Source organism: Streptomyces violaceusniger Tu 4113 (genome assembly GCF_000147815.2).
Classification (GTDB): Bacteria; Actinomycetota; Actinomycetes; order Streptomycetales; family Streptomycetaceae; genus Streptomyces; species Streptomyces violaceusniger_A.
The window spans coordinates 969941-990609 of sequence record NC_015957.1 but is presented as its reverse complement, the minus strand read 5'-3'; the positions used below and the strand labels follow the sequence as shown (position 1 = coordinate 990609).

The window sequence follows — 20669 nt, the reverse complement described above, 5'->3', positions numbered from 1 at the left end:
CCCAGGGGGAGGGGGATCCATCGCATGAGTACGGGGGATCGGTCCGAGGCGCGTCGGAGGGCGGTGGCCGTGGGGCCAGGCGTCTGTCATGCGCTTGGCCTGACGATGCTGGGCATCACGGAGTGGGTGCGCGCGGACCTGAAGGACGCGACGTCGATGACGTCGCACGGCTATCTGAAGGGCATGGTCGAGTTCGCGGGCTCGCTGGCCGACACGGACTGGTACCAGCCCGCCGTGGACCTGTACGACCATGTCTCCCTCGGTGAGCCGCGGGCCGCCCTGTGGGCGGCTGTGATCATGGCACTCGTCGTGCGGCTCAACCGCTACGGGCCACAGGAGGCCCAGTTGCTGCTGTCCTGGGTGGCCGCCGCGTACTGCCTGCTGGCCACGCTGGCCCTCCTGCCGTATCTGGCCGCCCCGGGGGCCGGCGTCATTCTGCTGCTGGCGCTGAGCGGGGGCGTGGTGAACGTGGCGACCCGCTGAGCGGCCGGCCTCAGTCGCGCCGGCGCCCCGCCTTCACCTCGCTGACGAACGAGGCGAAGGCGTCGGCGGGGAAGGTGAGGACGGGGCCGGTCGTGTTCTTGGAGTCGCGGACGGCGATGTGGGTGCGGAGGTCCGCGACCTCGACGCACTCATTGCCCTCCCCGCCGCTGTAGCTGCTCTTGAACCAGGCTGTCGTGAGGGATATGCGCTCGGTCATGAGGTCAGCTCCTGTCTGGCTTTGGCCAGCAGCCGCAGCGAGGCCGAGGTGTCAGCCGCTTGAGAACGAAGGTAGTCGAAGGTCAACTTATAGGCAGCAACTTCCTCGGCCTCATCGAGGTACAGGCCACGGCGGCGCATCTCGATATAGACGACGGCCATGGAATTGAGGGGGTTTCGTTCGTCGTTCCGGCCGAGGATGACGAAGTGACCGGCTCCGGCGGCATGCGCTCCAGCGCTGAAGGGCAGCACCTGGATCTCGATGTTGGGCTCCCCGGCCATGTCATGCAGGTGCGCCATCTGCTGGGCCATCACCTCACGGTCTCCGACATCGCGCCGAAGCACCGCCTCGTCCAGCACCACCCACAAGTGCAGCGCTGGGTCTCTCGCGAGAATGCCCTGCCGCTGGATGCGGGCGTCGACCATGCGCTCGATCTCGTCGTTCGGGCTCCGGACTTCTCGGGCCTGGTGGACCGCCCAGGCGTAGTCCCTGGTTTGCAGCAGGCCGGGGATGACGGTGTTGGCGTACAGGTGCTCGTACTCCGCCTCATGCTCGAAGGAGACCAACGGGTCGAGCCACTCCGGCACCGCACTGTTGCCCACCCACCAGCCTTCGGTCTGCGACTTGGCCACCTGGACCAGGGCCTCCCGCTCCTCCACGGATGCTTCGCAGGCATCGGCCAGAGCCTTGACCGTGGCCCAGCGGATACGGGCGCGGTCCTGCCACATCTCGTACCGGCTCACCGTTGTCTTGCTGACGCCTGCGCGTTCGGCGACCTGTACCTGCGTCAACCCGCATCGCTCGCGCAGGGAGATCAGTCCACGGGCGATCTGCATGCGCCCAGCGGGACCTGTCTGTGTAGCGGTCATCGGCAGCCCCTTTCCGGCTGATCAACGCGGCGAGCGTATGCGGCACTTGAGCTGCGTCAGCCTCTTTGAGTGACCAGTCACTCACATTAATGAACTTCCCTCACCGTCGAGACCTTCATGGGATTCCCATGGCACGCTTCCCGTGAAATGCCCGCCGCCAACTCCCCCAAGGGAGCTGCTGCCCATGACACCGCACACCCCCACCGCACTGGCCGTCGCCGCCGGAGCCCGGTTATCCGACGTCGAGTGGGCCTGGCGAACCGGGCGGGCGGCGGAGGTGCCCATCGGCACGGCATGGGACGTCACGCGAGTGACCGGCACGATCGGGGCAGTCGCCCTGCAACGGCTGCGAGCGGGCGGCACGGCCCTCGGGCTCGTACTGGAAGTGCCCCTGCGGGCGACGGTCGAATTCCTCGCGCCGCCCGGCTGCTCGCGAGCTGGCCGCCGCTGACCGGCACGCGCTGCGTCGCCTCCGGCGCCATGCGGTGGCCGTCACCCCTGGCGAATCTCCGCGCCGGCCGCCGGGCCGCCTGCGGGCGGCGCTGGATCGTGGAACCGGTCACGGCGTGCCCGCTCACCCACCGACGGCGACGAGCTGTGCGAGGCCGTCGCCGCCGCGCTCGCCCATCTCGCCGGGGTGTGGCTCTCCGGTATGCGCATCAAGGGAGCCGGTCGTGGACCAGTGCGCCGCATCTCTTGAGGCGGTCGGTGCCGCCCTCGGCAGCGCCACGCGACCACAGGCGCTCAGTCTGTGGACGCTGCCCGGCGGCGATCTCGCTTCCGCGTCCGCGGCTCGTCGGCATGTGGTCGGGACGGCGCGTTCATGGGGATTGGCCAGGGAGACCACGGAGGCGCTGGAAACCGTGGTCAGCGAACTCGCCGCCAACGCGCTGGAACACACCGCCAGCCGCTCGGTCGCGGTCACGCTCGCGCGGGCCGGGCGCTCGGCCGTCGTCACCGTGACCGATGAGGGCGCGGGCGACATCCCGGTCGCCGCCCTGCCAGAGGGAGACGACGAGCACGGCCGCGGTCTGTTCATGGTCGCGGTGCTGGCGCACCGCTGGGGTGAACGACGCTCCCGCGAGGGACTGACCGTATGGGCCGAGGTCGTCATGGGAACGAAACCTCCGCAGGAAGCGGTCACGAAAGCCGGAGATGCCAACCAGTGTTCGACGCCTTGCGAACACTCGGCTAAGTTGGGTGTCCTTCCCGCGCGTTCCGCGTGTTCCTCCGAAGGAGCTCTGTCATGCCCTCATCGGCTTCCGGTCCCCGCACCCCCGTCCGCGTCGGCATCGTCGGCCTGAGTGCGAACGGCGGGTGGGCCGCCCGCGCCCATGTTCCCGCGCTGGCCGCCCTGGACGGCTATGAGCTGCGGGCGCTCAGCGCGAGCAGCGAGGAGTCGGCCCGCGCGGCGGGCGCGAAGTTCGGCGTGCCGCTGACCTTCGGCAGCGCCGCGGAACTCGCCCGGAGCGAGGAGGTCGACCTGGTGGTGGTGACGGTCAAGGTGCCGCACCACCGTGAGCTGATCGTGCCGGCCCTGGAGGCGGGGAAGCCGGTGCTGAGCGAGTGGCCGCTGGGCACCGACCTGGCGCAGGCCGAGGAACTGGCGGCGCTCGCCAAGACCAAGGGGGTGCGCACGGCGGTGGGTCTCCAGGCCCGCTCCGCCCCGCCGGTGCGCTATCTGCGCGATCTGGTGGCCGAGGGCTATGTGGGCCGGGTGCTGTCCACCACCGTGGTGGGCTCGGGTCGGGGCTGGGGCCCGACGTTCCGCGACGGCGGCGACTATCTGCTGGACCGGGCCAATGGCGCGACGCTGCTGTCCATCCCGTTCGGCCACACCGTCGACGCGCTGGCCATGGTGCTCGGAGAGTTCACCGATGTCGCCGCCACGACGGCGACCCTCCGGCCCCAGGTGACACACGAGCCGAGCGGGCGGACCGCGACCATGACGGCCGAGGACCAGATCGCGGTCACCGGGGCGCTGGAGTCGGGCGCGGTGGCCGCCCTCCACTTCCGGGGCGGCACCTCCCGCGCCACCGACTTCCACTGGGAGATCAACGGCACCGAGGGCGATCTGGTGGTCAAGGCCGACTCCGCCGCCCTGTGGATGGACCGGGTCACTCTCCATGGCGCCCGCGGATCCGACACCGGGCTGACCGAGCTTCCCGTTCCCGCCTCGTACGAGCGGCTCCCGCGGTTCGCCGGACGCTCGACCGAGACCGCGTACAACGTGGCGTACGCCTACGCCCAGTTGCTGGAGGACCTCACCACGGGCACCCACCTCACCCCGGACTTCGCCCATGCGGCCGCCCGCCACCGACTCCTCGACCGCGTCCAGGAGTCGGCCCGCACCGGCACGCGCCTGACCGTCACGGCCTGACGGTCACGGCCTGATGATCGCGTCCCCGATGACGAAGCCCTTCGCGGGGCCGTCGGGAATGGCGGCGTCGGTGCCGTACGGGACGCGATGCTCGTCGGCGTAGACGGCCTTGTCGGGGTTGGGGTCGGTCAGCACGACGATCGTCCCGTCACCGTCGAAGTCGTCGATCAGGACGTAGAGCGGGATGCCCGCGCGGGCGTACGCCCGACGCTTGCGCTCCCTGTCGCGCGACTGGGCTTCCCGCCCCGGTGAGACCACCTCGAAGACGGCCTGGACGCCGCTCGCGCTGACAGTGCACCTCGCGGACGGCCGCTATGCCGCCTACCAGGGCGGAGACGTCATCCACCGCCGCAAGGTCTGGATCCCCGACGGCACAAGCGACGCCGTGACGCTATGCGTCCGCAGAGGCCCGTCACGGCCAATCCCCAGCCGATCATCCGATCGGGTGGTATCCCATCGGCTCCAGGAACTCGAGCCGGTTGCCGACCGGGTCCTCGGAGTAGAAGCGGTGGTGGGCCGGCAGTTCCTCGTTCCAGAGGACCGGGGCGCCGTGGGCGGTGAGGCGGGCGGCGAAGGTGTGGATGTCGACGACCCGCAGGCCCGGGTGGGCCTTGCGGGAGGGGCGGAAGCCCGGCTCGATGCCCAGGTGCAGTTGGACCGGGCCGCAGCCGAACCACAGGCCGCCGCGTGCCGCCAGGGTGGGCGGTTTGGGGATCTCGGTCATGCCGAGTGCCTCGCCGTAGTAGGCGCGCAGCGCGGGCTCGCTGCCGGGCGGGGCGGCGAGCTGGACGTGGTCGAGGGCCGTGATCATCGCTGGGCCGTGCGGGCCACGACGAAGATGCGGCGGAACGGGAAGGCCGTGCCGTGGGGGCCGGAGGGGTAGGCGTCGCGGAGGCGGGCGGCGTAGGCGGCGAGGAAGCGGTCGCGGGCGGGCGGGTCGGCGGCGAGGGCGGTCAGGACCGGGCGCAGGGCGGTGCCCTTGACCCAGTCGAGGACGGGGTCGGGGCCGGTCAGGACCTGCACATAGGTGGTCTCCCAGGCGTCGACCTCGCAGCCGAGGGCGGCCAGGCGCTCCAGGTACTCGGTCGGCTCCAGGACGGAGGCGGGGTCGCGGACACGGTCGGCGAGGCGGTCGCGCCACTCGGGGGCGTCGCACAGGTCGCGCAGCAGGGTGTGGCTGGGCGCGGTGAAGTTGCCGGGGACCTGGAAGGCGAGGGTGCCGCCGGGGCGCAGTCCGGCCAGCCAGGTGTCGAAGGAGTCGGGGTGGCCGGGGATCCACTGGAGGGTGGCGTTGGAGACGATCAGGTCGTAGGGCTCGTCCGGCGCCCAGTCCCGCACATCGGTACGGCGCAGGTCGAGGCGGCCGCCGCCGGTGGTGGGGCCCGCGACGGGCTGGGCCTCGGCGAGCATCTCGGCGGAGTTGTCCAGGCCGGTGACATGGGCGTCGGGCCAGCGGTCGAAGAGCAGGACGGTGACGTTGCCGGGGCCGCAGCCCAGGTCGGCGATGCGGGGCGGGCGGCCGGGGCCGGTGGGCAGCTCGGGGACGCGGGCCAGCAGGTCGAGGAAGGGGCGGGTGCGGTGGCCGGCGTGGCGCAGATACTGCCGGGGATCCCAGTTGGGTGCGGTGGTCATGGTCGGTCCCCCTGTGGGTACGGTCGGTACGGGGCGGCGTGACTGCTGCGCGTCCCGGTGCCTTACCGTTGCCCACGATATCTCTTGATGTCAAGAGACTTCATGTCGACAGACCCACTACACTGATCGCCATGGAGGACGAGGTCGATCGGCTGGTCGCGGCGTGGCGGCGGGAACGCCCCGACCTCGACGTGGAACCGCTGGAAGTGCTCAGCCGGGTCAGCCGGCTCGCCCGCCATCTGGACCGGGCGCGGCGGATCGCCTTCGCCGAGCACAATCTGGAGCCCTGGGAGTTCGACGTCCTGACCTCGCTGCGCCGGGCCGGGCCCCCGTATCAGCTCTCCCCCGGGCAGTTGCTGACCCAGACCCTGGTCACCTCGGGCACTATGACCAACCGCATCGACCGGCTCGCCAAGAAGGGGCTGGTCGAGCGGGGGCCCGACCCGAGTGACCGGCGCGGTGTGCTGGTCCGGCTGACCGCCGAGGGGCGTGACCGCGCCGATCAGGCACTGGCCGGACTGCTGGACCACGAGCACGCCATTCTGGCCGAGCTCTCCCAGGCCCAGCGCGCCGAACTGGCCGCGCTGCTACGCCAGTTGACCGCCCCGTTCGACAATCTCCCCGGCTAGGTCGACCGGGCCCACACCGGCGCGCCGGGCCAGCGCCACGGCCGCCAGCGTGGAGTGCACGCCCAGCTTGCCCAGCACATTCTGCATATGGGTGCGGACGGTGTGCGGGGAGAGGAAGAGCCGCTCGGCGACGGCCTTGCGGCCGAGCCCGGCCACCATACAGCGCAGCACCTCCCGCTCACGCGGCGTCAGCGACTCGACCAGGCGCTCGCTTTCGGTGCGGTGCTTACGGGCGGCCGTCAGCTCCCGCAGGACGCCGGTGAGCAGTGCGGGCGGCAGATGGGTCTCCTCCCGGAGCACCCCCCGGATGACCGCGAGCAGCCGGACCAGTGAGCAGTCCTTGGCGACCCAGCCGGACGCCCCGGCCTGCAGCGCCACCGCCGCGCGGCGCGGATCGTCGCGCTCGGCCAGCACCACGGTGCGCACCCCCGGCTGGGTGGAGCGGACCGCGCCGACGAGCCATATGCCGTCGGCCACCCGGCCGTTCACCGCCCGGGCGGGGCCGCCGTGCGGCCCGCTGTGCGGTCCGCCGTGGATGCCGTTGTGCGGCGTGCCGTTGGCCCCGCCGTAGGCCACCTCGGCCGGCACCGGGAGCGGTGGCCCCGCGCCGTCGGCGGCCGCGCCCAGATCGGCGTCGACCAGCAGAATGTCAAAGCGGCGCCCCTCCGCCGCGGCGCGCTCCAGACAGCGCAGCGCCGCCGGGCCGCTACCGGCCGCCGCCACGTCCACGTCCTGTTCCGCCGCGAGGGCGGCGGCCAGTGACTCGGCGAAAATACGATGGTCGTCAACCACGAGAACCCGAATACGTGCCACGGACAACCCCCCAGTCGCCGGATGAAGATTCCGGATACACCGAGAAACAGTGCGGGTACGGCGCCCGGCGCAAGGTCACCGCAACCCGCACGGCCGCCGCCGTGCTGTGATTGCTACCCCGCCCCGGGCGTCGTACCTGACTGTCTCGCCCCCTGAACAAGCGTCGGCCCCCACCGACGCTGTACTCAGAGTAAGGCCGTGGTCTCATATAGGAAGCGGATTGGCGAAACTGACTGTTCTCGGCTGTTCACTGTGTGTTTCTTGTTCGCTCTTGGGGACTGAGTGATCCACGAGCCGCGAAGTTTTACCGAGAACGATCCGAGAAGCGATCAGGGGGCCGGTGGCGACGGCCGGCCACAGCCGTCGCACCCCGCCCGGTTGCAGCCGCCGCACCCCGTCCGGCTACAGTCGTCGCGCCCCCGCGCTGGGCACCGCCGGGAAGATCCGCGGAGCGCCGTGGCCTGCCGCGCCGAACGCCTCGGTCACCGCCTTGCCCACCGCCTCCGCATCCGCCTCCGCCACCAGCACGATGGCCGAGCCGCCGAAGCCGCCGCCGGTCATCCGCGCCCCGAGCGCACCCGCCGCGTTCGCCGACTCCACGACGAGGTCGAGCTCCGCGCAGGAGATCTCGAAGTCGTCACGGCAGGAGGCGTGCCCGGCGGTCAGCACCGGTCCGATGGACCGCGTGTCCCCCACGTCGAGCAGCTCGATGACCTGCTCCACCCTGCGGTCCTCGGTCACCACATGGCGCACCCGCCGCCGGGTGGTCGCGTCGTAGCCCAGCCGTTCCAACTGGGCGAGCGTCGCGTCCAGCCCCTCGAAAGGCACATCGCGCAGCGCCGGCACCCCGAGCGCCTCGGCGGCCGCCTCGCAGGCGGCCCGCCGGTTCGCGTAGGCGCCGTCGCCCAGCTCGTGCTTGACGCGGGTGTCCACCACCAGCAGCCGCAGCCCCTCGGCCGCCAGGTCGAACGGCACCTGGCGCTGGGTCAGATCACGGGCATCGAGGAACAGGGCGTGTCCCTCGGTACAGCACGCGGACGCCATCTGGTCCATGATCCCGCAGGGCACGCCCACGAAGACGTTCTCCGCGCGCTGGCAAAGCTGGGCGATACGCCCCGGGGTGATCTCCAGCCCGTACAGGTCGCTGAGCGCGGTGGCCGTGACCACCTCCAGCGCGGCGGACGACGACAGCCCGGCGCCGGTGGGCACGGTGGACTCGAAGTACAGGTCCGCACCGCCGGCCGCGCCGGTCAGCAGCCCCGCGTCGCGCAGCGTCCAGACCACTCCGGCCGGATAGGCCGCCCAGCCGCCGCGGTCGCCGCCGCCGGTCCCGCCCGCGACCGGCGCCAGCTCCTCGACCCGCAGCTCGACGGTCCCGCCCGGGGCGTCGCCCGAGTGGAGCCGCAGCACCCCGTCGGTGCGCGGGGTGGCGGCGGCCAGGCAGGTGTGGGGCAGGGCGAGCGGCATGACGAAGCCGTCGTTGTAGTCGGTGTGCTCGCCGATCAGATTGACCCGGCCCGGCGCCGCCCAGACGCCGCCGGGCTCGGTGCCGTAGACCTCGTGGAACCCCGCCGTGGCCCGCCCGGGGCCGTGCTCGTCCGTCACTGACTCTCCCTCCGCTGCGCGAACTCCCATGCGTCCGCGACGATTCCGGCCAGGTCGGCGCGGGTCGGGCGCCAGCCCAGGCGCTCCTTGGCGCGCTCGGCGGAGGCCACCAGGACCGCCGGGTCGCCGCCGCGGCGCGGGGCGGCGATCTCCGGGATGGGGTGGCCGGTGACCTGGCGCACCGTCTCGATGACCTCGCGGACGGAGAAGCCGTTGCCGTTGCCGAGGTTGCAGATCAGGTGCTCGCCAGGATGGACTCCGCGGCGCGCAGCGCCTCCGCTGAGGGTGGTGGTGGGAGACGGGAGGGCGGCGCCGAGGGCGAGCAGATGGGCGTCGGCGAGGTCGGCGACGTGAATGTAGTCGCGGACGCAGGTGCCGTCGGGGGTGGGGTAGTCCTCGCCGAAGACCGAGATCGCCTCACGCCGGCCCTGGGCGACCTGGAGCACCAGGGGGATGAGGTGGGACTCGGGGTCATGGCGCTCGCCGTAGGCCCCGTAGGCGCCCGCGACGTTGAAGTAGCGCAGGGAGACCGCGGCCAGCCCGTGGGCGGCGCATTCGCCGCTGATCATGTGGTCGACGGCCAGCTTGCTGGCGCCGTAGGGGTTGGTCGGCGCGGTCGGCAGGTCCTCGGTGATCGGGACCTGGTCGGGCTCGCCGTAGGTGGCGGCGGTGGAGGAGAAGACGAGGGTGCGCACCCCGGCGTCACGCATCGCGGCGAGCAGCTCGGTGGTGCCGCCCACATTGTTGACCCAGTACTTCTCGGGGTTGACGACGGACTCGCCGACCTGGGAGAACGCAGCGAAGTGCAGCACGCCGTCGAAGGTGGGGTCGAGCCACTTGCCGGCGTCCTGGATGCGGCCCTCGATGAACTCCGCGCCCTCGGGGACCCCCTCCCGGTGCCCGGTGGACAGGTCGTCCAGCACCGTCACCCGGTGGCCGGCTTCGAGCAGATGCGCCGCGACCACGCTGCCGACATAGCCGGCGCCGCCGGTGACCAGGTACTTCTTCTGCTGCGCATTGCTCACTTGCTCGCTACCTCTCGCAGTCGCTCGGCCGCGGCCTCCGGCGGCACATCGTTGATGAACACATTCATGCCGGATTCGGAACCCGCGAGGAACTTCAGCTTGCCGGAAGTGCGGCGGATGGTGAAAAGCTCGAGGTGAAGAGCGAATTCACCGCGGTCGGTCATGCGGTACGGCGCCTGGTGCCAGGCGGAGATGTAGGGCGTGGGCGGCTCACCCTCCCCGAAAATCCGGTCGAAGCGCTTCAAGAGTTCCAGATACATCTGTGGAAACTCTGTGCGCGCGGCCTCGTCCAGCGACGGCAGGTCCGGGACCCGCCGCTTCGGGTAGAGGTGCACCTCATACGGCCAGTGGGCGGCGTAGGGGACGAACGCGACCCAGTGCTCGCCGTCGAGCACCACCCGGCGCCCGTCGGCCAGCTCATCGGAGACCACATCATCGAACAGATTCCGACCGGTGGACACACGGTGCTCGGCGAGCGAACGGAGCATCAGCCGTGTACGAGGGGTCACGAAGGGATACCCGTAGATCTGGCCGTGCGGGTGGCCGAGGGTGACGCCGATCTCCTTGCCGCGGTTCTCGAAGCAGAAGACCTGCTCGACGGCGGGGTGTTGGGCCAGCTCGGCGGTGCGGTCGGTCCAGGCGTCGAGCACCAGAGCGGCCTGCGCGGCGTCGAGGTCGGCGAAGGAGGCGTCGTGGTCGGAGGTGAAGCACACGACCTCGCACCGGCCCGAGTCCCCGGCCAGCGACGGGAAGCGGTTCTCGAAGACCACGACGTCGTAGCCGGCGGCGGGGATCTCGCTGTGCCGCCCCTCGCGGGAGGGACACAGCGGGCACTGGTCGGCCGGCGGGTGGTAGGTGCGGGCCTGGCGGTGGGAGGCGATCGCCACCCGGTCGCCGAGGAGGCGGTCGTGCCGGATCTCCGAGCTGGTCGCGATGGGGTCGAGAGGCCGCTGGTCGACGGCGTCGCGCACCGCGTCGTCGCGCGCGTCGTAATAGATCAGCTCGCGTCCGTCCGCAAGCCGCGTCGCCGTCTTCTTCACTCCGCCAGCTCCTGTCAGGTGCACCAAACACAACTCAACATAATGAACCACAAGCCAACAGTGGCGTCAATGCACGGCGAAGCTGCTCGGACAAACCACAAGAATTCGGATACGTTCACCGAACGTTTCTGGTGCATTCCGTTCAGGCGATGAGGCGAGACCATGCACTATCTGGCCGAAGGGCTCCGGCTTCCCACCAACGCACTCGACTACACGATCCTGATCCTCTACTTCGCCGTCGTCCTCGGCGTGGGATTCGCCGCCAGAGCGAGCGTCAAGACCAGTCTCGACTTCTTTCTCTCCGGCCGGTCGCTGCCCGCGTGGGTCACCGGTCTGGCCTTCGTCGCCGCCAATCTGGGGGCCCTGGAGATCCTGGGGATGGCCGCCAACGGCGCGCAGTACGGGGTGTACACCGTGCACTGGTACTGGGTCGGGGCCATTCCGGCCATGGTCTTCCTCGGCCTGGTGATGATGCCGTTCTACTACGGTTCCAAGGTACGGTCCGTGCCCGAGTTCCTGCTGCACCGCTACGGCCCGTCCTCGCATCTGCTCAGCTCGATCATCTTCTCGATCGCGTCCGTGCTGATCGCGGGCGTGAATCTCTACGCGATGGCGATCGTGGTGGAGGCGCTGCTGGGCTGGCCGCAGTGGGTGGCCATCGTGGTCGCGGGGCTCTTCGTGCTCGTGTACATCACCCTCGGCGGGCTCTCCTCGGCGATCTACAACGAGGTGCTGCAGTTCTTCGTCATCCTGGCCGCGCTCATCCCGCTCACCGTCGTCGGCCTCCGGCGGATCGGCGGCTTCGGCGGGCTGAAGGACAAGCTCGTGGACTCCCACGGTCCCCATTTCGTCTCCGCCTGGGGCGGCACCGGCATCGGCTCCGCCAACCCCCTGGGGGCCAACTGGCTGACCATCGTGCTGGGCCTCGGCTTCTGCCTGAGCTTCGGCTACTGGACGACGAACTTCGCCGAGGTGCAGCGCGCCCTGTCGGCCAGGAACCTCTCGGCCGCCCAGCGCACCCCGCTGATCGCCGCGTTCCCGAAGATGTTCATCCCGCTGATCGTGGTGACGCCGGGCCTGATCGCGCTGGTGATGCAACCGGACATCGGCAAGAAGACGAGCGGTCTGCAGTACAACGACGCGATTCCGCTGCTGATGAGCGAGCTGCTGCCGAACGGGGTGCTGGGGCTCGCGGTGACCGGGCTGCTGGCCGCCTTCATGGCGGGCATGGCGGCCAATGTGTCGTCCTTCAACACGGTCTTCACCAACGACATCTGGCGGGCGTACGTCAGGAAGGACCGGCCGGACGAGTACTACCTGCTGACGGGGCGGGTGGTGACGGCGATCGGCGTGCTGGCCGGTATGGGGACGGCCTTCATCGCCTCTTCGTTCAGCAACATCATGAACTACCTCCAGACGCTGTTCTCGTTCTTCAACGTGCCGCTGTTCTGCGTCTTCATCATCGGGATGTTCTGGAAGCGGGCCACCGGCCCGGCCGGGTTCTGGGGGCTGCTCTGCGGCACGGTGGCCGCGCTGATCAACTACTTCTGGCTCTACCGGGCGAATGTCATCTCCATCCCCAGCGACCAGGGCGCCAACTTCGTCTCCGCCATCGTGGCGTTCGTGGTCGGCGGTGTGGTGATGGTCGCGGTGACCCCGTTCACCAAGCCCAAGCCCATCGAGTCACTCGCCGGTCTGGTCTACGGCACCACCGCGCCCGGGGTGGCCGAGCCGCCGGCGCCGGGCGACGAGGCGTGGTACCGCCGTCCGGCCGTGCTGGGCTGGGGCGCGCTGATCCTCGCGGCCCTGTGCTACATCCCGTTCTCCCTGTGACCGTTCCTGGGCAGTGAGCGGGAGCAAATCCGCTCACTGGCACGCCCCGACCGGTTTTGGGCGCACTGGTCGTCCGCTTTCGCATCCCGGGCGGCGACACGGATCGCGTCCGTGGTCCGAGCCGGGCGGGCGGAGTCCCTCACGACCTGGCCACGTGGATACGGCCAGAGGCGACGGGGAGGCCCTGAACCATCTCTCCGGTGGAGCAGGGGACCCGCACACTGGCACCGCACCCGGCGTCCCAGATCGCACAGCCACGCCAACCCGACCCCACCGTGGCGCCACAAGGCCAGAAGCCGACCATCACACGATCGAGCTATACCGGCCTTACGCACGCTCCCGGACGAGCACTTGCCAACCCTCCCGCGGATAAGGAGCCCACACCATGAATGAGGAGTACGAATACCGGCACGAGGTCGAGGAGCTGGAGCGGAAGTCGGCGACCGCGGCGCGGCTGTTCGATGTGCGGCGGATCATCGGCGGGCTGTTCGTGATCTACGCGATCATCGTCCTCATCGCCGGGTTCACCGCCTCGGACGCGGATGTGAAGAAGGCATCGGGCATCAACATCAACCTCTGGACCGGATGGTCCATGCTCGCGGTCGGCCTGCTCTTCCTGCTGTGGATGAAGCTCAGGCCGCTGTCCGCCCCCGGGGCCGGGCCCAAGCCGGAGTCCGGGCCGGGGGGAGGGGCAGGAGCCGGAGGACCCGGAACCGGAGGACCTGGGTCCGGAGGGCCCGGAACCGGTGAGGGCTGAGCGGCGCGGGCCGCCGCGAGCCGGGGCGCGGGCCGCCGCGAGCCGGGGCGCGGGGCTGCTACGGCGGCGAGGCTGGCTACGGCGAAGCGGCCCACGGGGCTGCCACCGCGCCGAGGCGGACTACAGCTAAGCGGCCCGCAGGGCTGCCAGCACGCCGACACGGACTACGGCTAAGCGGCCCGCAGGGCTGCCAGCACGCCGACGCCGGGCTACGGCCCCGACGCAGGCGGCTGGGGCGCAGGCGATTGCGGCGCGGGCGACGCGATCCGGCGGGACGCCGCGCGGTCCAGCAGCCCGGTGCGTGCCGCCAGGGCCGCCGCCTCCAGCCGTGAGCCCACCCCGAGCTTCATCAGCACCCGCTGCACATGCGTGCGGGCCGTGCTGGGGGCGATCCCCATGCCCGCCGCGATCAGCCGGGTGTCCTCGCCCTCGGCGACCCGCACCAGCACCTCCACCTCGCGCGGGGTCAGCATGCGCAGCAGCCGGGCGCCCTCGTCGTCGGGCTGGGCCGCGGGGTTGAGCAGCTCCGCGAACGCCCCCTGGAGCAACTGGGGCGCCACGGCGGCCTCGCCCGCGCGCGCCTTCGTCATGGCGCGTTCGACGCCCTCGATCCGCTCGTCGTGGCGCACATAGCCGGATGCGCCGGCGGCGAAGGCGGCGGCTATGCCGCGTGGGCTCGGCACCGGGCCGAGTACCACGACCGCGACCTGCGGCCGCTCCTTCTTGATCTGCACCACCGGGTCGAACACCCCTGGTTCGGCGGGTGCCGCCGTGCCCAGCAGGCACACTTCCGGTGCCCGGCTCACCACCAGGTCCGCCGCGCCCGCGCTCGGTGCCGCCGCGGCGAGCACCCGGTGCCCGCGCAGCTTCAGCGCCGAGGCGAGCGCCTCCGCGAGCAGACGATGGTCATCGACCACCATGAGTCGCACGCCCATGAGCTCCCCCCATTCGCTCAGGGGGGAAAGCTACACGCTTGTTCGACGTTGCGCGCCCCTTACCGGGCAGAAGCCCCCCGGAATGCCGAAATCCCGGCCATTAGTGCCTACTTGAGGTCCGGTTGACGTCTGAATCGGACCGATGCGGCCGGGTTCCGCGCGGGCGCGTGCCCCGGTGCTCCGCCGGGGCGTAAAGCGGCGGCCCCGCCCGTACGGTGGGTACGGGCGGGGCCGCCGTGGGCCTGGCGAACGCCGAAGGGGTCAGCTCGCGCCGAAGATGATCGCCAGCGGGTCGCCCTTGTCGTAGGTGCCCGACGGCTTGGTGGCGTAGACGTCGCTCATGAAGAGGTGCTTCGCGGAGTAGATGATCTCCGAGTAGCTGGGGCTGAACTTCGACTCCACCTCATGGGAGGAGACGGGGTTCTGCAGCAGCTTGGTCTTGGCGTACGACTTGGGGTCGATCTGCCAGACCGCGCCGCCGGCCTCCCAGGTGCTCTCCTGGTAGGCGAGGACGGAGCCGTCCTCGTCGAGGCCGAGCGGGGTGAGCGCGGCGCCCTTGACCCCGTCCGTCTTCCCGATCGGCTTGCCGTTGGCCAGGCTGAACGCCACGACCTCGTTGGCCGTCGCGGCGGTGGAGTCGGTGCGGTCCTCGGAGCCGAGGAAGAGGGTGTTGGCCGACTTGGAGACGGCGATCTTCCGGCAGCCCTCGACGTTGGTCGAGTCGCACTTGGCGTCGTACTTGCCGTTCTCGGTGCCGATCTTGCCGAGCACCTTGCCGGTCTTGGCGCTGTCGTCGATGGACAGGAAGTCCGAGACCGCCGAGCCGGTCGAGTCACCGGCGTCGAGGCCGATCACCAGCGGGTCGGTGGAGGCGACATGGACGTAGTCGATGCCCTGCGAGACCTTGTAGGCCGACTTCACCGCGCCCGTCTTCGGGTTCAGCGTCTGGACCTGGATCTGCGGGTTGTCGTAGTCGCCGCAGCGGCGCACCGCGACCAGCTTGTCCTCGCCGCCCGCGTAGCCGTCGTCCGAGCACTGCTCGCCGGACTTCGGCTTCCACAGCGCCTGGCCCGAGGTGGACCAGGCGGCGCCGCCGCTGGTGCCGCCCGCGGCCACGGTGCCGCCGCCGATGGTGACCTCGTCGAAGCGGATCTTCTCGTCACCCTCCTTGACGCTCCGGTGCCAGAGCATCTTGCCGTTCTTGAGGTCCAGCAGCCCGACCTCGGTGCAGCCGGGGTACTTGTCCTTGGCCGACGGCTTGCCCTCCTGGTAGAGGACCGTGGTCAGCCCGTCCTTGGTGAGGTGGTCCGAGGACCAGCAGACCGCGCCGTCCAGCGGGATCGTCCACTTCGCGGTGCCGCCGCTCAGCGGATAGCCCACGATCTTGTAGACGTCGGCCTTCACGAAGGCGTCGTCGGTGACCCACATGCCCTCGACGGTGACCTGGTCGGAGACCTTGGGCATCGGAACCTTGTTGAGCAGTTTGGCATCTACGGTCTTGGCGGGCTTGTCCCCGCCGCCCGTGGAACCGCTTGAAGAAGAGCCCTGGCTGGACTGTTTGTCCTTGCCCTTGGCCTCGCTGCCGCCGCCGTCGTCCTTGGTGGCGAACCAGATGCCGCCGCCGATGATCAGCGCGACCGCGACCACGGCGCTGACGATGATCGCCATGCGCTGCTTGGACTGGCCGGAGCCGCCGGGGGCGCCCGGACCGGGGCCGCCGGGGAACTGGGCCTGCGGCGGCTGGCCGTACTGCTGCTGCCCGTAAGGCTGCTGGCCGAATTGCGACTGACCGTAAGGCTGCTGGCCGTACTGCTGCTGCCCGTACTGCGGCTGGCCGTAAGGCTGCTGGCCGGGCGCCGGCTGCTCCGGGTAGCCGTAGCCGCCGGCGCCCGGCGGGGGCGTCTGCGGCGGGGCGGGCGGTGCCGCCGGGGGCGGAGGCGGGGTCTGCGGTGGCTGACCGGGTGCCTGCGGATAGCCGTAACCCTGCTGGCCCGGAGGCGGCGTGGGCGGCTGCTGCGGATAGCCGTAACCAGGATCCTGCGGTGCCCCGAAGCCGCCCTGCGGCGGCTGGTTGGGCGGCGGAGGCGGCTGTGACATGCGAAATCCTTCAGGTGCGGGACCCACCGACCGACCGGCCTCCCCCGCGATCCCGGTGGTCAAAGCCCTCCGGGAAGGAGCGAATCGGACGTGGAACCCCGCCATTGAGCGGAAGGCAGGCGGGAGTTCTTTGTATCACCCGTAAGGGGCGCAATAGGGAGCAGTTTCCAGGTCATCGACCAGCTGAGACCGGCCTGTGACGCGACCGTTGCCAGGGCGCGCGCCAGGGGCGCACAGCCTCTTCACGCGATGCTTTCAGGCCACTCACATCCGGAGGGCCCGCCCCTTACTCCTCCGCCGCTCAGGCGTCGTCGGCCAGCTCCAGCCACTGGGTCTCCAGGTCGTCCCGCTCCCCCGTCAGCTCCCGCAGTCGGGTGTCGAGCTCGGCGACCTTGGAGAAGTCCGTGGCGTGCTCGGCGATCCGCGTATGCAGGTCGGACTCCTGCTCGCTGATCCGGGCCAGCCGCCGCTCGATCTTCTGGAGTTCCTTCTTGGCGGCCCGCTGCTCGGCGGCCGACCGCTGCCGGGCGACCTGTTCGTCCGGCTTCTGCTTGGCGGGCGCGGCGGCCGGGGCGGCCACGGCCAGGGCGCGCTGCCGCCGCTCCAGGTACTCGTCCACGCCGCGCGGCAGCATCCGCAGGGCGGCGTCGCCCAGCAGCGCGAGCACCCGGTCGGTGGTGCGCTCGATGAAGTAGCGGTCGTGACTGATGACCACGAGCGAGCCGGGCCAGCTGTCGAGCACGTCCTCGAGCTGGGTCAGGGTCTCGATGTCCAGGTCGTTGGTGGGCTCGTCCAGGAAGAGCACATTGGGCTCGTCCATCAGCAGCCGCAGGATCTGCAGCCGGCGCCGCTCACCGCCGGAGAGATCGCCGACCGGGGTCCACTGCTTCTCCTTGGTGAAGCCGAACTTCTCGCATAGCTGCGAGGCGGTCATCTCCCGGCCCTTGCCCAGGTCGACGCGCTGCCGCACCTGCTCGACGGCCTCCAGGACCCGCAGGTTCGGGTCGAGTTCGGCGACCTCCTGGGACAGATACGCGAGCTTTACTGTCTTGCCGACCGTGACCCGGCCCGCGGCGGGCTGCTGTTCGCCCTCGCTGCGGGCGGCCTCGGCCAGGGCGCGCAGCAGCGAGGTCTTGCCCGCGCCGTTCACCCCCACCAGGCCGATCCGGTCGCCGGGCCCCAACTGCCAGGTCAGATGCTTGAGCAGCATCTTGGGCCCGGCGGTGACGGTCACGTCCTCCAGGTCGAAGACGGTCTTGCCGAGCCGGGAGTTCGCGAACCGCATCAGCTCGGCGCTGTCACGCGGCGCCGGCACATCGGCGATCAGCGCGTTGGCGGCATCGATGCGGAAGCGGGGCTTGCTGGTGCGGGCGGGGGCGCCGCGGCGCAGCCAGGCGAGCTCCTTGCGCATCAGGTTCTGCCGCTTGGTCTCCTCGGTGGCGGCGATGCGCTCGCGCTCGGCGCGGGCGAAGACGTAGTCGCTGTAGCCGCCCTCGTACTCATGGACGGCGCCGCGCTGGACGTCCCACATCCGGGTGCAGACCTGGTCGAGGAACCAGCGGTCGTGGGTGACCACCACCAGGGCCGAGCGGCGGGCGCGCAGATGCCCGGCCAGCCAGGAGATGCCCTCGACGTCGAGGTGGTTGGTGGGCTCGTCGAGGACGATCAGGTCCTGCTCGGCGATCAGGAGCTGGGCGAGCGCGATACGGCGGCGCTCACCGCCGGAGAGCGGGCCGATGACGGTGTCGAGCCCCTGCGGGAAGCCGGGCAGGTCGAGCCCGCCGAACAGCCCGGTGAGCACATCCCGGATCTTGGCGTTGCCCGCCCACTCGTGGTCGGCGAGATCGCCGATCACCTCATGGCGGATGGTGGCCTCGGGGTCGAGGGAGTCGTGCTGGGTGAGCACGCCGAGCCGCAGATCCCCGGCGTGGGTGACGCGGCCGTCGTCGGCGGGCTCCAGCTTGGCGAGGATCCGGATGAGCGTGGTCTTGCCGTCGCCGTTGCGGCCGACGACGCCGATGCGGTCGCCCTCGTTCACCCCGAGGGAGACGCCGTCCAGCAGCGCACGGGTGCCGTACACCTTGCCGACGGATTCAACGTTGACCAGGTTGGTCGCCATCACACTCCATTACGCGGATCGATCGGCTCCCCAGGGTAGTCGCCGTGCGGGGCGCCTCGCTCAGGCGTCCACGAGCCGTGCCCCGGGGACCGGGCCGGAGGTGATCCGGACCGTGCGGCAGGTGCCCGAGGCGGCCAGCGCGCCCGCCACCGCCTGCGCGGCCTCGGTGTCCTTGGCCAGGAAGGCGCAGGTCGGGCCCGAGCCGGAGACGAGGGAGGCGAGCGCGCCCGCGTCCGCACCGGCGCGCAGGGTGGCGGCGAGCGCGGGGCGCAGCGACAGCGCGGCGGGCTGCAGATCATTGGATACGGCGGCGGCCAGCGCGGTGGCGTCGCCGGTGCGCAGCGCGTCCAGCAGCGCCTGGGAGGGCTCGGGGTCCGTGACGTCGGCGGCGCCCGCACCCGCGCCGGACGTCTCGCGCAGCCGGTCGCATTCGCGGTAGACGGCGGGGGTGGACAGTCCGCCGTCGGCCACGGCGAACACCCAGTGGAAGGTGCCGCCGGTCTCCAGCGGGGTCAGCAGCTCGCCCCGGCCCCGGCCGAGGGCGGCGCCGCCGACGAGGCTGAAGGGGATGTCGCTGCCCAAGTCGGCGCAGATGTGGAGGAGTTCGTCGCGGGCGGTTTTGGTGCCCCACAGCGCGTCGCAGGCCAGCAGCGCCCCGGCGGCGTCGGCACTGCCGCCCGCCATGCCGCCCGCGACGGGGATGTCCTTGGCGATGTGGAGGTGGACGCCGGGCGCGATGCCATGCCGTTCGGCGAGGGCGACGGCGGCGCGGGCGGCCAGGTTGGTGTGATCCAGCGGCACCTGGCCGGCGTCCGCGCCCTCGACGGTGATGCGGAGGGTGTCGGCGGGGGTGGCGGTGACCTCGTCGTGGAGCCCGACGGCGAGGAAGACGTTGGCCAGATCGTGGAACCCGTCGGGGCGCAGCCCGCCGACCGCGAGCTGGACGTTGACCTTGGCGGGCACACGGGCGGTCACGGGGCGGGTCACGGGGCTCCTCGGTGCGGGTTCGGTGTTCCGGTGCGGACATTGTCCCGCCTACGGGGGTGGGCCTGCGGGGCGTGGGCCTACGGCGGGCTGGTTCCCCACCCCGCCCCTTCCCGTAACCGGGGCTCCGCCCCCGCACCCCGACGGGGTTCTGCCCCGGACCCCGTGTCGGGGGCAAAGCCCCCTGAGCGGAGCTCGACGGGATCTGGGGCGGAGGTGCTCCACCACTCAGCCCCTCCGGCGTTTGAGGAGCGGGGTCCGGGGCGGAGCCCCGGTGGGGGTGCGGGGGCTTGCCCCCGTTCGGGAAGGGGCGGGGTGGGGAATGGGCCCGCCGTAGGCGCGTCGGGTGGGGTCAGGACGCCGCGGGGCCGTGTTCGGCGATCGCCGCGAAGTCCTCCACCGTCAGCGATTCGCCGCGCGCCTGCGGCGAGACCCCGGCGGCCTTCAGTGCCTCCTCCGCGGCCCCCGCCGACCCGGCCCAGCCCGCGAGCGCCGCCCGGAGGGTCTTGCGGCGCTGGGCGAACGCCGCGTCCACGACCGCGAAGACCTCTTCCCGGGTGGCAGTGGTGCGCAGGGGCTCGTCCCGGCGTATCAGCGAGACCAGGCCGGAGTCGACGTTGGGGGCGGGCCAGAAGACGTTGCGGCCGATCGCGCCCGCGCGCTTGACGTGGGCGTACCAGGCGGCCTTCACGGAGGGGACGCCGTAGACCTTGGAGCCGGGTGGGGCGGCGAGCCGGTCGGCGACCTCGGCCTGCACCATGACCAGGGTCCGCTCGATGGTCGGGAAGCGCCCGAGCATATGGAGCAGCACGGGCACGGCGACGTTGTAGGGCAGGTTGGCGACCAGGGCGGTCGGGGCGGGGCCCGGCAGTTCGGTCACCCGCAGGGCGTCGTGGTGCACCAGCGCGAAGTGGTCGGCGCGGTGCGGCAGCCGGGCCTCGACGGTCGCGGGGAGGGCTGCGGCGAGGACGTCGTCGATCTCGACGGCGGTGACCCGGTCGGCGGCCTCCAGCAGCGCGAGGGTCAGCGAGCCGAGCCCGGGGCCGACCTCGACGACCACGTCCTCGGGGCGTACCCCGGCGGTCCGGACGATGCGGCGGACCGTGTTGGCGTCGATGACGAAGTTCTGGCCGCGCTGTTTGGTCGGGCGTACGCCGAGCCGCGCCGCGAGAGCGCGGATGTCGGCGGGGCCGAGCAGGACATCGGGATCGGTGGAGCTCACCCGGGAAGTTTACGGCCGCTCTTCAGGAC

Annotated in this window: 20 protein-coding genes and 1 pseudogene; 7 read left to right on the top strand and 14 right to left on the bottom strand. The window is 71.3% G+C overall.

Annotation, left to right across the window (positions count from 1 at the left end; all coding sequences use genetic code 11):
* Positions 1-105: 105 nt before the first annotated feature.
* On the top strand, positions 106-483 hold the full coding sequence (locus STRVI_RS04525) for a hypothetical protein (RefSeq protein WP_251982556.1): 378 nt from the start codon (positions 106-108) through the stop codon (positions 481-483).
* Between the two features lie 10 nt (positions 484-493).
* On the opposite strand, the gene STRVI_RS04520 is transcribed toward STRVI_RS04525, so the two are convergent.
* A complete protein-coding gene (locus tag STRVI_RS04520) occupies positions 494-700 on the bottom strand; it encodes a DUF397 domain-containing protein (protein WP_014054428.1) in 207 nt (68 codons plus the stop codon).
* Positions 697-1536: a helix-turn-helix domain-containing protein gene (locus tag STRVI_RS04515; RefSeq protein ID WP_014054427.1), complete on the bottom strand. Its 840-nt coding sequence runs from the start codon at positions 1534-1536 to the stop codon at positions 697-699. The genes STRVI_RS04520 and STRVI_RS04515 overlap by 4 nt, the downstream gene beginning before the upstream one ends.
* A gap of 217 nt (positions 1537-1753) precedes the next feature.
* Here STRVI_RS04515 and STRVI_RS04510 point away from each other — a divergent pair, with 217 nt between their 5' ends.
* The 3 genes from STRVI_RS04510 to STRVI_RS04500 all read left to right on the top strand — a co-directional run bounded on the left by STRVI_RS04510 (position 1754) and on the right by STRVI_RS04500 (position 3949).
* Positions 1754-2020 carry a hypothetical protein gene (locus STRVI_RS04510; protein WP_043235402.1) on the top strand — a complete coding sequence of 89 codons (267 nt, stop codon included), beginning with the start codon at positions 1754-1756 and terminating at the stop codon, positions 2018-2020.
* Positions 2021-2243: 223 nt separating this feature from the next.
* Entirely contained in the window at positions 2244-2873 is a 630-nt protein-coding gene (locus STRVI_RS47430; RefSeq protein ID WP_014054426.1) for an ATP-binding protein, read from the top strand.
* On the top strand, positions 2816-3949 hold the full coding sequence (locus tag STRVI_RS04500) for a Gfo/Idh/MocA family protein (protein ID WP_014054425.1): 1134 nt from the start codon (positions 2816-2818) through the stop codon (positions 3947-3949). The genes STRVI_RS47430 and STRVI_RS04500 overlap by 58 nt, the downstream gene beginning before the upstream one ends.
* 3 nt (positions 3950-3952) lie before the next feature.
* On the opposite strand, the pseudogene STRVI_RS04495 reads toward STRVI_RS04500, so the two are convergent.
* From STRVI_RS04495 to STRVI_RS04485, 3 genes and pseudogenes are all read right to left on the bottom strand, one after another.
* Positions 3953-4210 (bottom strand): annotated as a pseudogene (locus STRVI_RS04495) (Uma2 family endonuclease); the annotation flags it as partial.
* Positions 4211-4382: 172 nt separating this feature from the next.
* A complete protein-coding gene (locus STRVI_RS04490; RefSeq protein WP_014054424.1) occupies positions 4383-4760 on the bottom strand; it encodes a VOC family protein in 378 nt (125 codons plus the stop codon).
* A complete protein-coding gene (locus STRVI_RS04485; protein ID WP_014054423.1) occupies positions 4757-5581 on the bottom strand; it encodes a trans-aconitate 2-methyltransferase in 825 nt (274 codons plus the stop codon). The genes STRVI_RS04490 and STRVI_RS04485 overlap by 4 nt, the downstream gene beginning before the upstream one ends.
* 131 nt (positions 5582-5712) lie before the next feature.
* Here STRVI_RS04485 and STRVI_RS04480 point away from each other — a divergent pair, with 131 nt between their 5' ends.
* Positions 5713-6210, top strand: coding sequence for a MarR family winged helix-turn-helix transcriptional regulator (locus STRVI_RS04480; RefSeq protein ID WP_014054422.1), 498 nt, complete (start codon positions 5713-5715; stop codon positions 6208-6210).
* On the opposite strand, the gene STRVI_RS04475 is transcribed toward STRVI_RS04480, so the two are convergent.
* From STRVI_RS04475 to galT, 4 genes are all read right to left on the bottom strand, one after another.
* On the bottom strand, positions 6169-7023 hold the full coding sequence (locus tag STRVI_RS04475) for a LuxR C-terminal-related transcriptional regulator (RefSeq protein ID WP_014054421.1): 855 nt from the start codon (positions 7021-7023) through the stop codon (positions 6169-6171). The genes STRVI_RS04480 and STRVI_RS04475 overlap by 42 nt on opposite strands.
* 402 nt (positions 7024-7425) lie before the next feature.
* Positions 7426-8658: a galactokinase gene (galK, locus tag STRVI_RS04470; protein WP_078505110.1), complete on the bottom strand. Its 1233-nt coding sequence runs from the start codon at positions 8656-8658 to the stop codon at positions 7426-7428.
* Positions 8625-9653 (bottom strand): UDP-glucose 4-epimerase GalE, encoded by a 1029-nt coding sequence (gene galE / locus STRVI_RS04465; RefSeq protein WP_014054419.1) that lies wholly within the window; start codon positions 9651-9653, stop codon positions 8625-8627. The genes galK and galE overlap by 34 nt, the downstream gene beginning before the upstream one ends.
* Positions 9650-10693, bottom strand: a complete 1044-nt coding sequence (gene galT, locus STRVI_RS04460; protein WP_014054418.1) for a galactose-1-phosphate uridylyltransferase — start codon at positions 10691-10693, stop codon at positions 9650-9652. The genes galE and galT overlap by 4 nt, the downstream gene beginning before the upstream one ends.
* Before the next feature lie 162 nt (positions 10694-10855).
* On the opposite strand from galT, the gene STRVI_RS04455 reads away from it, so the two are divergent.
* Together STRVI_RS04455 and STRVI_RS04450 are read left to right on the top strand one after the other, a co-directional pair.
* The gene (locus tag STRVI_RS04455; RefSeq protein WP_014054417.1) at positions 10856-12526 is read left to right on the top strand and encodes a sodium:solute symporter family protein; all 1671 of its coding nucleotides are present in this window, start codon (positions 10856-10858) and stop codon (positions 12524-12526) included.
* A 385-nt stretch (positions 12527-12911) separates the two neighbouring features.
* Positions 12912-13283, top strand: a complete 372-nt coding sequence (locus STRVI_RS04450; protein ID WP_014054416.1) for a hypothetical protein — start codon at positions 12912-12914, stop codon at positions 13281-13283.
* A gap of 209 nt (positions 13284-13492) precedes the next feature.
* On the opposite strand, the gene STRVI_RS04445 is transcribed toward STRVI_RS04450, so the two are convergent.
* The 5 genes from STRVI_RS04445 to rsmA form a co-directional block, all read right to left on the bottom strand.
* The gene (locus tag STRVI_RS04445; RefSeq protein ID WP_014054415.1) at positions 13493-14218 is read right to left on the bottom strand and encodes a response regulator transcription factor; all 726 of its coding nucleotides are present in this window, start codon (positions 14216-14218) and stop codon (positions 13493-13495) included.
* A gap of 261 nt (positions 14219-14479) precedes the next feature.
* On the bottom strand, positions 14480-16315 hold the full coding sequence (locus tag STRVI_RS04440) for a hypothetical protein (RefSeq protein ID WP_014054414.1): 1836 nt from the start codon (positions 16313-16315) through the stop codon (positions 14480-14482).
* Between the two features lie 301 nt (positions 16316-16616).
* Complete coding sequence (locus tag STRVI_RS04435; RefSeq protein WP_014054413.1) at positions 16617-18434, bottom strand: ABC-F family ATP-binding cassette domain-containing protein; 1818 nt, start codon at positions 18432-18434, stop codon at positions 16617-16619.
* A 60-nt stretch (positions 18435-18494) separates the two neighbouring features.
* Positions 18495-19421 carry a 4-(cytidine 5'-diphospho)-2-C-methyl-D-erythritol kinase gene (locus STRVI_RS04430; protein ID WP_014054412.1) on the bottom strand — a complete coding sequence of 309 codons (927 nt, stop codon included), beginning with the start codon at positions 19419-19421 and terminating at the stop codon, positions 18495-18497.
* A gap of 349 nt (positions 19422-19770) precedes the next feature.
* Positions 19771-20640, bottom strand: a complete 870-nt coding sequence (rsmA, locus tag STRVI_RS04425) for a 16S rRNA (adenine(1518)-N(6)/adenine(1519)-N(6))-dimethyltransferase RsmA (protein WP_014054411.1) — start codon at positions 20638-20640, stop codon at positions 19771-19773.
* Positions 20641-20669 lie beyond the last annotated feature (29 nt).

Bases quoted from the DNA above. Each gene is read 5' to 3' on its own strand.
- STRVI_RS04525 (WP_251982556.1), top strand. From the start codon at position 106: ATGCTGGGCATCACGGAGTGGGTGCGCGCGGACCTGAAGGACGCGACG.
- STRVI_RS04520 (WP_014054428.1), bottom strand. From the start codon at position 700: ATGACCGAGCGCATATCCCTCACGACAGCCTGGTTCAAGAGCAGCTAC.
- STRVI_RS04515 (WP_014054427.1), bottom strand. From the start codon at position 1,536: ATGCAGATCGCCCGTGGACTGATCTCCCTGCGCGAGCGATGCGGGTTG.
- STRVI_RS04510 (WP_043235402.1), top strand. From the start codon at position 1,754: ATGACACCGCACACCCCCACCGCACTGGCCGTCGCCGCCGGAGCCCGG.
- STRVI_RS04500 (WP_014054425.1), top strand. From the start codon at position 2,816: ATGCCCTCATCGGCTTCCGGTCCCCGCACCCCCGTCCGCGTCGGCATC.
- STRVI_RS04490 (WP_014054424.1), bottom strand. From the start codon at position 4,760: ATGATCACGGCCCTCGACCACGTCCAGCTCGCCGCCCCGCCCGGCAGC.
- STRVI_RS04485 (WP_014054423.1), bottom strand. From the start codon at position 5,581: ATGACCACCGCACCCAACTGGGATCCCCGGCAGTATCTGCGCCACGCC.
- STRVI_RS04480 (WP_014054422.1), top strand. From the start codon at position 5,713: ATGGAGGACGAGGTCGATCGGCTGGTCGCGGCGTGGCGGCGGGAACGC.
- galK (WP_078505110.1), bottom strand. From the start codon at position 8,658: ATGGGAGTTCGCGCAGCGGAGGGAGAGTCAGTGACGGACGAGCACGGC.
- STRVI_RS04455 (WP_014054417.1), top strand. From the start codon at position 10,856: ATGCACTATCTGGCCGAAGGGCTCCGGCTTCCCACCAACGCACTCGAC.
- STRVI_RS04450 (WP_014054416.1), top strand. From the start codon at position 12,912: ATGAATGAGGAGTACGAATACCGGCACGAGGTCGAGGAGCTGGAGCGG.
- STRVI_RS04445 (WP_014054415.1), bottom strand. From the start codon at position 14,218: ATGGGCGTGCGACTCATGGTGGTCGATGACCATCGTCTGCTCGCGGAG.
- STRVI_RS04440 (WP_014054414.1), bottom strand. From the start codon at position 16,315: ATGTCACAGCCGCCTCCGCCGCCCAACCAGCCGCCGCAGGGCGGCTTC.
- STRVI_RS04435 (WP_014054413.1), bottom strand. From the start codon at position 18,434: ATGGCGACCAACCTGGTCAACGTTGAATCCGTCGGCAAGGTGTACGGC.